Origin of the sequence: Rhizobium lentis, from assembly GCF_014200175.1 — a bacterium.
GTDB lineage: Bacteria > Pseudomonadota > Alphaproteobacteria > Rhizobiales > Rhizobiaceae > Rhizobium > Rhizobium mulingense.
Map to the genome: position 1 here is coordinate 99,283 of NZ_JACHBD010000002.1, position 12,706 is coordinate 111,988.

A 12,706-nucleotide genomic window follows, 5' to 3' on the forward strand; every position below is an offset into this window, starting at 1 on the left:
CTCTAACGGTGAGACTAAGCGAGCCCTCCGTTACATGGGATATCCTAAATGCCGAACACAGCATGTTATCCGGAGGCGGTCAGCTCAGCATCCAGGCAATATAGAGAAGCGTCAATGCGATGACCCACAGTGCGATCCTGGCCGAGCGGTTGTGCCGTGCTTCCGCCTTGCCGATCGCCTCGGCTGTCTCCTCGTCGAAACGCAGGCCGTGCTCGCTCATATGCAGAAGCTGATGGTGGAATTTTTCGGTCTTTGCCGCAATTTCCGGCACGGCTTCGGCAAGCTTGACCGCCGCCTTCAGCCCGTCCTTGAGATCGGTGGCGATCCGCTTCGGCCCGAGATTGTTGCGAATCCAGTCGCCGACGACCGGCTCGGAGGCCTTCCACATGTTGAAGCGCGGGTTGAGCATGCGTGACACGCCTTCGACCACGACCATGGTCTTCTGCAGCATCACCAGTTCCGGCCGTGTCGCCATGTCGAAGAGTTCAGTTACTTCGAAAAGCAGCGTCAAGAGCTTGCCCATCGAGATCGTCTCGGCCGGCTGTCCATGGATCGGCTCGCCGATCGCCCGGATTGCCTGGGCAAAGCTCTCGACATTGTGGTGGCCGGGCACATAGCCCGCCTCGAAATGCACTTCGGCGACGCGGATGTAATCGCGGGTGATGAAGCCGTAGAGGATTTCGGCGAGGAACCGCCGTTCCTTCTTGCCGAGCCGCCCGACGATGCCCATGTCGACGGCGACGATCATCCCACCGGCATCGACGAAGAGATTGCCCGGATGCATGTCGGCATGGAAGAAGCCGTCGCGCAGCGTATGACGCAGGAACGACTGGATCAGCGTGTCGGCGAGCAGGTTGAGATCGTGACCGGCCGCGCGCAGCCCCTCGACGTCGGACATTCTCGTGCCGTCGATCCACTCCATGGTGATGACGTCGCGGCCCGTGCGCTCCCAGTCGACCTTCGGTACGCGGAAGCCGGGATCGCTGTCGGTGTTTTCGGCGATTTCCGAAAGCGCTGCCGCCTCCAGGCGAAGATCCATCTCCACCTTCGTCGTCTGTTCGAGCGTCTTCGTCACCTCGACCGGCCGCAACCGCCGGCTGGACGGCATGAAACGCTCCTGCATATGGGCGACGAGGTACATGGCCTCGATGTCGTGGGCAAAACGCTGGCGCACGCCGGGTCGCACGATCTTGACGGCGACCTTCTTGCGGCCCTGCGATGTCTCGATTTCGGCCGGGTGCACCTGGGCGATCGAGGCTGCGGCGATCGGCTCGCCGAAGCTTGCATAGAGTTCGCCGATCGGCCGCCCGAGCGAACCTTCGATATTTGCCTTTGCGGCAGCCGAGGGAAAGAAGGCCATGCGATCCTGCAGCTGCGACAGGTCGTTGGCGAATTCGACGCCGACGACATCCGGCCGCGTCGCCAGGAACTGCCCGATCTTCACATAGGAGGGACCAAGCCGCTCGACGGCCTGCGCCAGTCGGTCGCTGCGCTTCTGATGTTTTGCCTTGCTTCGCTCGAAAATCGTGACGAAGGATTTGGCGAGCGCGACCGAAGGCGGCAGGCCTTCGGAAGGAAGCGCCGAGACGACGCCCTCACGCACCAGCACCCAGCCAACGCGCCAAAGGCGGAAATAGGCTCCGAAAGTGCTCATGCAGAAATGCCCCGGCGACGGAGGTTCGTCTCGTTTTTCTTCATCCCCTCAGAGCTTCCAGCCGGAATGCAGTGCGGCGATGCCGCCGGTATAATTGGTGTAGCTGACGCGCGAAAAGCCGGCCTGGCGGATCATCGCCGCGAAATTCTCCTGGTTTGGAAACTTGCGGATCGATTCCACCAGATACTGGTAGGGTTCGGCATCGCCGGTGATCGCCTTGCCGAATTGCGGAATGGCGTTGAACGACCAGGCGTCATAGATCTTGTCGAGCAGCGGCATGTCGACTTCGGAAAATTCCAGGACCAGCAGCCGGCCGCCGCGCTTCAGCACGCGATAGGCCTCAGCCAGCGCGACATCGATCCGCGGCACGTTGCGGATGCCGAAGGCGATCGTATAGGCGTCGAAGCTGGCGGGCTCGAAGGGCAGTTCCTCGGCATTGGCTTCGACGAAGGTCAGATTGCCGGAAAGCTTCTTCTTTTCCGCCCGCTCGGCGCCAACGCCGAGCATCGAGCCGTTGATGTCGAGCACGGTCGCATGCGCCTGCCGGCCCGAAGCCTCGACGATGCGGAAGGCGATGTCGCCGGTGCCGCCGGCAACGTCGAGCACCTTGTAGCCCGGTTCCTTGCGCGGATTGAGCGCGGCGATCATCGCATCCTTCCAGACCCTGTGCATGCCCATCGACATGACGTCGTTCATGATGTCGTAGCGTTTGGCGACTTTGTGGAACACCTGGTTGACCAGGCCCTGCTTTTCGCCGCCGGGCACTTCGCGAAAGCCGTAGGAGGTCTCCATGCCGCCATCGGCGGAAGTGCGGCTTTCTGACATCAGGCTGCTCCATTCCTTCAAGATTCGGGCATGGCGGCCATAGCGAAAGACCGCGCGCGACGTTATCACTGGGCCGCGCTCTCGGCGGCTCACTGGCGCTATAGCGCACATCGTCCTCGGTTGAAACACGTTCGATATAGATGGGTTAAGATGCCGGAATTACCAGAAGTCGAAACGGTCAAACGCGGGCTGGCGCCGGCGATGAAGGGGGCTCGCGTCACGAGGCTGGAGCTGCGCCGCAGGGATCTGCGCTTCCCCTTTCCCGATGCCTTGGCGGACAGGGTTTCCGGCCGCACCATTATTGGGCTTGGCCGCCGCGCCAAATATCTGCTGGTCGATCTCGACGACGGCAATACGCTGATTTCCCATCTCGGCATGTCCGGTTCCTTCCGCATCGAGGAGGGTGCGACCTCGGCGATGCCGGGCGAATTCCACCATGCGCGCACCAAGGACGAGAAGCACGATCACGTGGTCTTTCATCTCGATGGCTCGGGCGGCCCGTGCCGCGTCGTCTATAACGACCCGCGCCGTTTCGGCTTCATGGATATGGTAAGACGTGCCGAGCTTGCCGCCCATCCTTTCTTCCGCGATCTCGGCCCGGAGCCGACGGGAAACGATCTCGGCGCCGACTATCTCGCCGACCGTTTCCGCGATAAGGCGCAGCCCTTGAAGAGCGCGCTTCTCGACCAGAAGAATATTGCCGGTCTCGGCAATATATATGTCTGCGAGGCGCTGTGGCGTTCGCATCTTTCGCCGATTCGCGCCGCCGGCACGCTGGTGACGCCGGGCGGCAAGCCGAAGGAAAGGCTCGGCCTGCTCGTCGCCTCGATCCGCGACGTCATCGCCGATGCGATCGCCGCCGGCGGATCGTCGCTGCGCGACCATATCCAGACGGACGGATCGCTCGGCTATTTCCAGCATTCCTTCTCCGTCTATGATCGCGAAGGTCAGGCTTGCGGCACGCCCGGCTGCGGCGGTACGGTCGCCCGTATCGTCCAGGCCGGTCGCTCCACCTTCTATTGCGCCGCCTGCCAGAAATAAGAGAGAACCGGGAGACCAGCATGGCTTACGAGACCCTGATCGTCGAAACCCGAGGCAATGTCGCCCTGGTCACGCTGAACCGCCCGCAGGCGCTGAATGCGTTGAATTCCACCGTCCTGAAGGAGTTGAAGGCGGCCTACGCCGCCTTCCATGCCGACGAGGCGATCGGCGCCATCGTCATTACCGGCTCCGAACGCGCCTTTGCCGCCGGCGCCGATATCAAGGAGATGCAGTCGCTCCAGTTCGCCGACATCTATAAGAGTGATTTCATCAGCGGCTGGGACGACATCGCCAAGGCGCGCAAGCCGGTGATCGCCGCCGTCAGCGGCTTTGCCCTCGGCGGCGGCTGCGAGCTTGCCATGATGTGCGATTTCATCATCGCCTCGGAGACGGCAAAGTTCGGCCAGCCGGAAATCACCCTCGGCGTCATCCCCGGCATGGGCGGCTCGCAGCGACTGACGCGCGCCGTCGGTAAGGCGAAGGCGATGGATCTTGTCCTGACCGGCCGGATGATGGATGCGGCGGAAGCCGAACGATCGGGACTCGTTTCGCGTGTGGTGGCGCCCGAGCGTCTTCTCGATGAGGCTCTTGCCGCAGCCGAAAAGATCGCCTCCCTTTCGCAGCCCTCGGTGATGATGGCCAAGGAGGCGGTCAACCGTGCCTTTGAGACGACGCTGGAGGAAGGGCTTCGCTTCGAGCGCCGCCTGTTTCACAGCCTCTTTGCCACCGATGATCAGAAAGAAGGCATGGCGGCCTTTGTCGAGAAGCGCAAACCTGCCTTTAATCACCGTTGAACGCTTTTCGGCGCTTGCCGCCGGAAAGCTTGAAAATCCGCGTTGACGTGGGCCGGCTTTAGGGTTATATGCCCGCCCACGGTTCGGAAAGCCGCTCTGGTTTTCCGCGATTGCTCCCGTATTGCTGGATTTTGTGGCCGCAGGGCCCGCGGTAATGGCGGAGTTTGTTCGAATTCTTGAGAGAGGCATCCATGGCCAATACAACTTCGGCGAAAAAAGCGACCCGCAAGATCGCCCGCCGTACCGACGTCAATAAGGCTCGTCGCTCGCGCGTTCGCACTTTCGTTCGCCAGGTCGAAGAGGCTATCGCATCCGGTGACGCCGATAAGGCGAAGGCCGCTTTCCTGGCCGTTCAGCCGGAGCTTGCCCGCGCCGCCAGCAAGGGCGTGCTGCACTCCAACACGGCATCGCGCAAGGTCTCTCGACTGGCCGCTCGTGTGAAGGCTCTTTCGGTCACCGCGACCGCGTAATATTCCGTTAACGAGCTCCTCGTTATGATTAGCCCGGTAATTTTACCGGGCTTTTTCGATTCCGCTGGTTGGCGTCTTCATGGTTAATCGCACGACGGTTTCGTGTCAACGCCATGACAGGAAAAGTCTTTAAAAAACAATGACTTGCGCAAGGATGCTTTCGCGCTGCGCGACTCTCGCCTGCGCTCCGGCGACCCCGGGGGAGTCAAGAGGATTTTTATTTTTTTTCTTTCTTTGCGTGTCAAAATAGCCCGAACGGGGAATCTCCTTGATTCAAAAGCGATTCTTTTTTGACGCTGGTGTGACGCCCGAAAAGGGCGGACGGAGTCAATGGCCGCATCTTAATTTTGCGTAAAATTCATCGTTGATCTTGCCATTTGATCCTGCCTAAATGGCTTCCAACAAAGGGCGCGGACATCACCTGCATAGGCTCGGTCTTAACTGCCACGTCGGCAGGGCGATAAGTTTGTGCCATTTGTTACGGAGCCTTGCGCTTCCGTTTTTTCAAGCACTTGACGGATTTGGGCCGTAACGTGGCTGTTACGGGGCAGGGATGTTTTGTGCCTACGGCAGCCACACGTTTAACGTGCATCTGCGGGATAGGGGATAGTAATATTTGCGTTCGGGCTGGTCGGCCGAAAACGAGGATCGACCGCCAGCCTGGCACGGAAAGCCGATGAAGGTTGCCGCATGAAGGCGGTACCTGCACCGGTGTTCTGCGCAATGTTTGAGTGAACCGGCAGGCGAGTGGCTTCATGAGGATGCCGCCAGCCCGTCAAAGGCGGGGAATGCTCGGGCGGCTGTTTTAGCGGAGGCCGCCCGGTGGAATTGAAAGGCGGCATTATGCAGATGAATACGATGACGGCAGGCGGGCACGACAACGGGGATGCGGCACCGCAGGCGTTCGGCTCCATTCGCCTGGAAATGGGGGAAGCAAAGGCGGAAATGAAGCAGAGCATTTTGTTCGAGCGCGTCAGCGCGCGCTTGAAGGCCCAGGTCGGCCCAGATGTCTATGCCAGCTGGTTTGCCAGGTTGAAGCTGCATTCGGTATCGAAGAGCGTCGTTCGCCTGTCGGTTCCCACGACCTTCCTGAAGTCGTGGATCAACAATCGTTATCTCGATCTCATCACCGGTCTGTTCCAGGCCGAAGATCCGGAAATCTTGAAGATCGAAATCCTGGTGCGCACGGCGACGCGCAGCGGCATAAAGGCCGCCGACGAGGTGGTCCAGCCCGAGCCGGCTGCCCCCGCGCAGATGCGCCGTCCTGCAAGCGCCCAGCCGGCCGGCCAGGCCGTCCAGCAGGCGGTTTCGACTGTTGCCGCCGCAAGGCCGGCAAGCTTTGGTGCGCCGCTCTTCGGTTCGCCGCTCGATAGCCGTTTCACCTTCGAAACCTTCGTGGAAGGCAGCTCCAACCGCGTCGCGCTTGCGGCTGCCAAGACAATTGCTGAAGCCGGTTCCGGCGCCGTGCGCTTCAATCCGCTCTTCGTCCATTCGACGGTCGGGCTCGGCAAGACCCACCTGCTGCAGGCGATCGCCAATGCGGCGGTGCAGAACCCGCGGGCTCTGCGCGTCGTCTATCTGACGGCGGAATATTTCATGTGGCGCTTCGCCACCGCCATTCGCGACAACGACGCGCTGACGCTGAAGGATTCGCTGCGCAACATCGACCTCTTGATCATCGACGACATGCAGTTCCTGCAGGGCAAGATGATCCAGCACGAATTCTGCCATCTCCTCAACATGCTGCTCGACAGCGCCAAGCAGGTGGTCGTCGCCGCCGACCGCGCCCCCTGGGAGCTGGAATCGCTCGATCCACGCGTCCGCTCGCGCCTGCAGGGCGGTGTGGCGATCGAACTCGACGCGCCGGATTACGAAATGCGTCTCGAAATCCTCAAGCGGCGCCTTGCGGCCGCCCGCCTGGAGGATCCGTCGCTGGAAATTCCGACCGACCTGCTCCAGCACGTCGCCCGCAACATCACGGCCAGCGGCCGCGAACTCGAAGGCGCTTTCAACCAGTTGATCTTCCGCCGCTCCTTCGAGCCGAACCTGTCGATCGAGCGCGTCGACGAACTGCTCGCCCATCTGGTCGGCTCCGGCGAGCCGCGCCGTGTGCGCATCGAGGATATCCAGCGCATCGTCGCCAGGCACTACAATGTCTCGCGCCAGGAACTGGTCTCCAATCGCCGCACCCGCGTCATCGTCAAGCCGCGCCAGATCGCCATGTATCTGTCGAAGACGCTGACACCGCGCTCCTTCCCCGAGATCGGCCGCCGTTTCGGCGGGCGTGATCACACGACCGTGCTGCACGCCGTGCGCAAGATCGAAGAGCTGATATCCGGAGACACCAAACTTTCGCACGAAATCGAGCTGCTGAAGCGGCTGATCAACGAATAATTGGTGGATTTTCGAGGAAATTCGACGGCCGGGAGCGATTCCGGCCGTTTTCCTTTATAAGCTTTTTATTCTATACCTCCGGCCATCGCGTGCACGTCCGATTGGAGCGACGCGCATGGGACAAAACGAAAGCGCCGAAGCGGGCGCGTGGGAGGATATGCATGAGTTTTAAAAACGTTGCCGTTCTCGGCCTGGGCAAGGTCGGACGGCTGGCGGCGACGCTGTTGCATGAAGGCGGCTTCGAGGTCATCGGCGTCGATACGCAATTGCCGCTGGGTGATTTGCCCTTCAAGTGCCGCGCCGGTGATATTTCCGACGCTGAGGTGATTGGCGAACTGCTCTCCACCGTCGAGGCGGTGCTCTCCTGCCTTCCCTACCATCTGAACATCGAGTTGGCCCGCGCCGCCCATCTTGCCGGCATTCATTATTTCGATCTGACCGAAGACGTTCCCACCACCAATTTCATCATCGAACTGTCGAAGACGGCCCGCGGCCTGATGGCGCCGCAATGCGGCCTGGCGCCGGGTTTCGTTGGCATCGTCGGCGCAAGCCTTGCCGACGGCTTCGAGCGCTGCCGCTCGATCCGCATGCGCGTCGGTGCCCTGCCGCAGCATCCCACAGGCCTTCTCGGTTATGCCTTCAACTGGTCGCCGGAGGGCGTCGTCAACGAATATCTGAACGATTGCGAGGTTATCGAGGGCGGCGTGCGCAAGCTGGTCTCGCCGATGGAATGGCATGAGACCGTCTATGTCGGCGGCGTCAAGCTCGAGGCCTTCACCACCTCGGGCGGTCTCGGCACCATGTGCGACACCATGCTCGGCAGGATCGACAATCTCGACTACAAGACCATGCGTTATCCCGGCCATATGGAGCTGATGAACTTCTTCTTCCATGAGCTTCTGATGCGCGACAAGCGCGCACTCGCCGGCGAGATCCTGACCAATGCCAAGCCGCCCGTCGAAGACGACGTCGTCTATGTCCATGTCGCGGCCGAGGGCACGGAGAATGGCGGCCTGCGCCGCAAGGAATTCGTGCGCGCCTATTATCCTATCGAGATTGCCGGCGCCCGCCGCACGGCGATCGCCTGGACGACATCGGCCTCCGTCGTCGCCGTCATCGAGATGGTCCGTGACGGGCTGCTGCCGGCGACCGGCTTCCTGCACCAGGAGCATATCCCGCTGGAGATGTTCCTGAAGACGCCGACCGGCAGCCTGTTCAAGGCGGGCGCCACCAGCCACGGCTGAACATCACTTCCGGCGCGGAGCGATATCGCTGCCGCGCCGGAACCAACTCGTGCAGGGAAAGTCAGCAGGCGAGGTCGGCGACAACGGAATCGAGGATCAGCATGCCGGACGGCGTGCAGCGCAGGCGCGAATTGCCGATCCGCTCGACGAACTTGTGTTCGAGCAGAAACTCTTCCCGCTTCGGATCGAGCTCGCGCCCGGAAAGCTCTTGCCAGCGGGCGAGGTCGACACCTTCCCTGAGCCGCAGCCCCATCAGCAGCAATTCGTCGGACTGTTCCTCGAAGCCCAACCGCTCCTCGTCTAGAATGCCGTGGCCGTCGCGCTCGACCATCTCGAGCCAGGCTTCCGGCTTGCGCTCGGTCGCCGTCGCGATTTTTTCGCGGCCGCGCGTCAGCCGGCCGTGCGCGCCCGGCCCGATGCCGGCATAATCGCCGTAACGCCAGTAGGTCAGATTGTGCCGGCTTTCCGCACCCGGCCGGGCGTGGTTGGAGACCTCATAGGCGGGCATGCCCTCACACTCGGTGATCTCCTGCGTCGCCTCATAGAGCACGGCCGATTGCTCGCCATCCGGCACGATCAGCTTGCCTGATTTGTGCAGGCCGTAGAAGGGCGTGCCTTCCTCAATGGTCAGCTGATAGAGCGACAGATGGTCGACCGCGTAGGAGATCGCCTGCCTCAGCTCGCTTTCCCATTCCGCGACTGTCTGGTCCGGCCGGGCATAGATGAGATCGAAGGACATGCGCGGAAAAATCTCGCGCGCGAGCCGGATCGCTTTCAGCGCGTCGGCGACATCATGCAGCCGGCCGAGGAATTTCAGATCCCGGTCGTTCAGCGCCTGTACGCCGAGCGAGACGCGGTTGACGCCGGCCGCGCGGTAGCCGCGGAAGCGCTCCGCCTCGACGCTCGAAGGATTGGCCTCCATGGTGATCTCGATACCGTCAGGCACGTGCCAGTGCCGAGCAATGCCGTCGAGAATGGCGGCAACCGTTTCCGGATGCATCAGCGAGGGCGTGCCGCCGCCGAGGAAGATGCTCGTCACCGTCTTCGGCCCGCTCATCGCCCGCACCGCTGCCGTCTCCTTCAGGAAGGCGGCGGTAAAGCGCGCCTGATCCACCGGCTGGTGGCGCACATGGCTGTTGAAGTCGCAATAGGGACACTTCGCCGCGCAGAAGGGCCAATGGACATAGACGCCGAAGCCGGGATCGCCGGTATCGGGCAGCAGCGCTGCATCGCGCGGGGAGCCTGGCGTATCGAAATTGTCCACGTGGTGACCTTACGCCTCCAGGCAGGTTTCGACGAAGAGTTTGAAGGCGCGCGCCCGGTGCGACAGCGCCTGCGGCTTGCCGATGTTCCAGCCGTGTTTTTCCTCGCCGCTCATCTCGCCGAAGGTAACGCCGTAACCCTCCGGCTGGAAGATCGGATCGTAGCCGAAGCCCTGCGTGCCGCGCGGCGGCCAGACGACATCGCCTTCCACTTCGCCGCGGAAGAGTTCGGTATGCCCGTCCGGCCAGGCGAGGCACAGCACGCTGACGAAACGCGCGGTGCGCTGTTCAGGCGTCGTGGCGCCCGCATCCTGCAGCGCCTTTTCCACCTTCGCCATCGCCATGTCGAAATCGCGCGTGCCGTCGGCTCTTTCCGCCCAATTGGCGGTGTAGACGCCGGGATCGCCGCCGAGCGCGTCGACCACCAGCCCGGAATCGTCCGACAGCGCCGGCATGCCGGCGGCATAGGCGGAGGCAACCGCCTTGATCGTCGCATTCTCCTCGAAGCTGGTGCCGGTTTCGTCGGGCTCGACGAAATTCAGCTCGGCGGCCGATTTGGCGGTGAAGCCGAGCGGCCCGATCAGTTCCTGGATCTCGCGGATCTTGCCGGCATTGTGGCTGGCGACGACGATGGTCTTCGTTTCAAGCTTGCGCATTCAGATATCCTGTTCGATGCCCCAGATTTTCGCCTCCGCGCATTCCAAGCTGTTGCCTGCCGGATCGCGGAAATAGATCGAGCGGCCGCCGTTCGGCCAATGCACCTCGGACTCGATCGCCACACCTGCCGCTTTCAGCCGTTCGGCCATCGCATCGATATTGCGGCCGGAAACCCGGAAGCAGGCATGGCCCTCGCCGTTCGTGCCGTGCGGCGGCACCTGCAACGCATCGGGCGCCGGCGGCTTTACCGTTTCCTCGGGATTGAAGATCAGCAGCACGCTGGGGCCGCAACGGAAGAAGACATGCCGGTTGGCCGCACGGGTGATCTTTTCAAGTCCGAGAACGTCTTCGTAGAAGACCTCGGCCTCATCGAGATCCCGCGCATAGAGCGCCGTTTCCAGCATGCCTTCCAGCATGGGGTTCATCCCGCAATCGCCTGTTTTTGTAGGGCGACGAGTTCGCCGATGCCGTTCTTGGCAAGACCCATCAGCGAGGTGAATTCCTCTTCGGTAAAGGGCGTGCCTTCTGCCGTACCCTGGATTTCGACGATGCCGCCGGCGCCGGTCATGACGAAATTGGCATCGGTCTCGGCCGAAGAATCCTCGAGGTAGTCGAGGTCGATCACCGCCTGCCTGGCGAAGACGCCGCAGGAGATGGCGGCGACATGATCCTTCAGGACCCGGTCGACCTTGATCATGTTCCGACTTTCCATCCATTTTAGGCAATCATAAAGCGCGATCCAGCCGCCGGTGATCGACGCGGTCCGCGTGCCGCCATCGGCCTGGATGACATCGCAATCAAGGGTGATCTGCCGTTCGCCGAGCGCCTGCAGATCGACGACGGCGCGCAGCGACCGGCCGATCAGCCGCTGGATTTCCTGGGTGCGGCCGCCCTGCTTGCCGGCGGCGGCTTCGCGTTTCATGCGTTCGCCGGTCGCCCGTGGCAGCATGCCGTATTCGGCCGTCACCCAGCCCTTGCCGGTATTGCGCAGCCACGGCGGCGTCTTGTCCTCGAGGCTTGCGGTGCAGAGCACATGCGTATCGCCGAACTTGACCAGGCAGGAGCCTTCCGCATGCTTGGAAAAGTTGCGCTCGAACGAGACCTTGCGCATCTGGTCGGTTTTTCTGCCTGAAGGCCGCATTCTTATCTCCTGGAGTTGTTGACCGCTTCTACGATTGGCGGCGCCCATTTGCAAATTCCCTTTTGCCACGGGGGCGAGTTTGACTATATTTTCCGGAAGCATCATCAGTTTGGGTTCGAGAGGTTCATGGGCACCAGGTCGACGTCGGTTTCGGATGCCGTTGCCGTGCTGGACGAGCGCTCCCGGGAAATCTTTCGCCGGATCGTCGAAGGGTATCTGGAAAGCGGCGAACCGCTCGGCTCGCGGAATCTATCGCGCCTCCTGCCGATGTCGCTGTCGCCGGCCTCGGTGCGCAACGTCATGAGCGATCTCGAAGAACTCGGCCTGATCTACTCGCCGCATATCAGTGCCGGCCGGCTGCCGACTCAGATCGGCCTGCGCTTCTTTGTCGATGCCTTCATGCAGGTCGGCGATCTCTCCGCCGAGGACCGCGCCAATATCGACCGCCAAGTGCGGGCCGAAAGCGGCGGCAATCCGGTGGAATCGATGATGAACGAGGCGAGCCGCATGCTGTCGGGCATTTCGCGCGGCGCAGGCCTCGTCATCACCTCGAAAAGCGATCCGGTGCTCAAACATGTCGAGTTCATCCGGCTGGAGCCGACAAAGGCGCTCGCCGTGCTCGTCGGCGATCACGATCAGGTGGAAAACCGCATCATCGAGCTGCCGGCCGGCGTTACCTCCTCGCAGCTGACGGAGGCGGCGAATTTTCTCAATGCCCACATGTCCGGCCAGACCCTGCCGGAGCTGCGCAAACAATTAAGTCAGCTGAAAAATAACGTCCGTCACGAACTCGATGCCCTGTCGCGTGATCTCGTGGAGCGCGGCATTGCCGTCTGGGCCGGCAGCCCGGACGAGGGCAAGCCCGCCCAGCTGATCATTCGCGGCCGCGCCAACCTGCTCGAAGGCCTTGCTGGCGCCGAGGATCTCGACCGGCTGCGCATGCTGTTCGATGATCTCGAAAAGAAGGACAGCCTGATCGAGATCCTCAATCTGGCCGAAAGCGGCTCGGGCGTGCGCATCTTCATCGGCTCGGAAAACAAGCTCTTTTCGCTCTCCGGCTCGTCGCTGATCGTCGCGCCCTATCGCGACGAGGACGACCGGATCGTCGGCGCTGTCGGCGTCATCGGCCCGACGCGGCTCAATTATTCCCGCATCGTGCCGATGGTGGATTACACCGCCCAGCTCGTTTCCCGCCTTTCGCGCAATCCGCTTTGACGCGGTTTA

General features: G+C 62.0%; 12 protein-coding genes. 6 read left to right on the forward strand and 6 right to left on the reverse strand.

Going from position 1 to position 12,706, the window contains the following annotated elements; all coding sequences use genetic code 11:
- Positions 1 to 79 precede the first annotated feature (79 nt).
- Together ubiB and ubiE are read right to left on the reverse strand one after the other, a co-directional pair.
- Positions 80 to 1,654: a 2-polyprenylphenol 6-hydroxylase gene (ubiB, locus tag GGI60_RS06160; RefSeq protein WP_183914089.1), complete on the reverse strand. Its 1,575-nt coding sequence runs from the start codon at positions 1,652 to 1,654 to the stop codon at positions 80 to 82.
- Between the two features lie 48 nt (positions 1,655 to 1,702).
- Positions 1,703 to 2,479, reverse strand: coding sequence for a bifunctional demethylmenaquinone methyltransferase/2-methoxy-6-polyprenyl-1,4-benzoquinol methylase UbiE (gene ubiE / locus GGI60_RS06165; RefSeq protein ID WP_183914091.1), 777 nt, complete (start codon positions 2,477 to 2,479; stop codon positions 1,703 to 1,705).
- 150 nt (positions 2,480 to 2,629) lie between these two features.
- Here ubiE and mutM point away from each other — a divergent pair, with 150 nt between their 5' ends.
- From mutM to GGI60_RS06190, 5 genes are all read left to right on the forward strand, one after another.
- Positions 2,630 to 3,520 (forward strand): bifunctional DNA-formamidopyrimidine glycosylase/DNA-(apurinic or apyrimidinic site) lyase, encoded by an 891-nt coding sequence (gene mutM / locus GGI60_RS06170; RefSeq protein WP_183914093.1) that lies wholly within the window; start codon positions 2,630 to 2,632, stop codon positions 3,518 to 3,520.
- 20 nt (positions 3,521 to 3,540) lie between these two features.
- Entirely contained in the window at positions 3,541 to 4,314 is a 774-nt protein-coding gene (locus GGI60_RS06175; RefSeq protein ID WP_183914095.1) for an enoyl-CoA hydratase, read from the forward strand.
- Between the two features lie 191 nt (positions 4,315 to 4,505).
- Positions 4,506 to 4,784, forward strand: coding sequence for a 30S ribosomal protein S20 (rpsT, locus tag GGI60_RS06180; RefSeq protein ID WP_183914097.1), 279 nt, complete (start codon positions 4,506 to 4,508; stop codon positions 4,782 to 4,784).
- A gap of 843 nt (positions 4,785 to 5,627) precedes the next feature.
- The gene (gene dnaA / locus GGI60_RS06185; RefSeq protein ID WP_183914670.1) at positions 5,628 to 7,178 is read left to right on the forward strand and encodes a chromosomal replication initiator protein DnaA; all 1,551 of its coding nucleotides are present in this window, start codon (positions 5,628 to 5,630) and stop codon (positions 7,176 to 7,178) included.
- Positions 7,179 to 7,339: 161 nt separating this feature from the next.
- Positions 7,340 to 8,422 (forward strand): saccharopine dehydrogenase family protein, encoded by a 1,083-nt coding sequence (locus tag GGI60_RS06190; RefSeq protein ID WP_183914099.1) that lies wholly within the window; start codon positions 7,340 to 7,342, stop codon positions 8,420 to 8,422.
- Positions 8,423 to 8,483: 61 nt separating this feature from the next.
- On the opposite strand, the gene hemW is transcribed toward GGI60_RS06190, so the two are convergent.
- The 4 genes from hemW to rph are packed head-to-tail and all read right to left on the reverse strand — an operon-like array spanning position 8,484 to position 11,482.
- Positions 8,484 to 9,686, reverse strand: coding sequence for a radical SAM family heme chaperone HemW (gene hemW, locus GGI60_RS06195; RefSeq protein ID WP_183914101.1), 1,203 nt, complete (start codon positions 9,684 to 9,686; stop codon positions 8,484 to 8,486).
- Between the two features lie 9 nt (positions 9,687 to 9,695).
- Positions 9,696 to 10,340 carry an RdgB/HAM1 family non-canonical purine NTP pyrophosphatase gene (gene rdgB, locus GGI60_RS06200; protein ID WP_183914103.1) on the reverse strand — a complete coding sequence of 215 codons (645 nt, stop codon included), beginning with the start codon at positions 10,338 to 10,340 and terminating at the stop codon, positions 9,696 to 9,698.
- Positions 10,341 to 10,766 carry a VOC family protein gene (locus GGI60_RS06205; protein WP_183914105.1) on the reverse strand — a complete coding sequence of 142 codons (426 nt, stop codon included), beginning with the start codon at positions 10,764 to 10,766 and terminating at the stop codon, positions 10,341 to 10,343.
- Complete coding sequence (rph, locus tag GGI60_RS06210; protein ID WP_183914106.1) at positions 10,763 to 11,482, reverse strand: ribonuclease PH; 720 nt, start codon at positions 11,480 to 11,482, stop codon at positions 10,763 to 10,765. Before rph ends, GGI60_RS06205 begins: the two co-directional genes overlap by 4 nt.
- 126 nt (positions 11,483 to 11,608) lie before the next feature.
- Here rph and hrcA point away from each other — a divergent pair, with 126 nt between their 5' ends.
- Positions 11,609 to 12,697, forward strand: a complete 1,089-nt coding sequence (gene hrcA, locus GGI60_RS06215) for a heat-inducible transcriptional repressor HrcA (RefSeq protein WP_183914108.1) — start codon at positions 11,609 to 11,611, stop codon at positions 12,695 to 12,697.
- The last annotated feature ends 9 nt before the right edge of the window (positions 12,698 to 12,706 follow it).

Excerpts from the sequence above, each read along its gene's own strand:
- rpsT (WP_183914097.1), top strand. The coding sequence starts at position 4,506 with ATGGCCAATACAACTTCGGCGAAAAAAGCGACCCGCAAGATCGCCCGC.
- hrcA (WP_183914108.1), top strand. The coding sequence starts at position 11,609 with ATGGGCACCAGGTCGACGTCGGTTTCGGATGCCGTTGCCGTGCTGGAC.
- GGI60_RS06190 (WP_183914099.1), top strand. The coding sequence starts at position 7,340 with ATGAGTTTTAAAAACGTTGCCGTTCTCGGCCTGGGCAAGGTCGGACGG.
- ubiB (WP_183914089.1), bottom strand. The coding sequence starts at position 1,654 with ATGAGCACTTTCGGAGCCTATTTCCGCCTTTGGCGCGTTGGCTGGGTG.
- rdgB (WP_183914103.1), bottom strand. The coding sequence starts at position 10,340 with ATGCGCAAGCTTGAAACGAAGACCATCGTCGTCGCCAGCCACAATGCC.
- GGI60_RS06175 (WP_183914095.1), top strand. The coding sequence starts at position 3,541 with ATGGCTTACGAGACCCTGATCGTCGAAACCCGAGGCAATGTCGCCCTG.
- rph (WP_183914106.1), bottom strand. The coding sequence starts at position 11,482 with ATGCGGCCTTCAGGCAGAAAAACCGACCAGATGCGCAAGGTCTCGTTC.
- dnaA (WP_183914670.1), top strand. The coding sequence starts at position 5,628 with ATGCAGATGAATACGATGACGGCAGGCGGGCACGACAACGGGGATGCG.
- GGI60_RS06205 (WP_183914105.1), bottom strand. The coding sequence starts at position 10,766 with ATGAACCCCATGCTGGAAGGCATGCTGGAAACGGCGCTCTATGCGCGG.
- ubiE (WP_183914091.1), bottom strand. The coding sequence starts at position 2,479 with ATGTCAGAAAGCCGCACTTCCGCCGATGGCGGCATGGAGACCTCCTAC.
- mutM (WP_183914093.1), top strand. The coding sequence starts at position 2,630 with ATGCCGGAATTACCAGAAGTCGAAACGGTCAAACGCGGGCTGGCGCCG.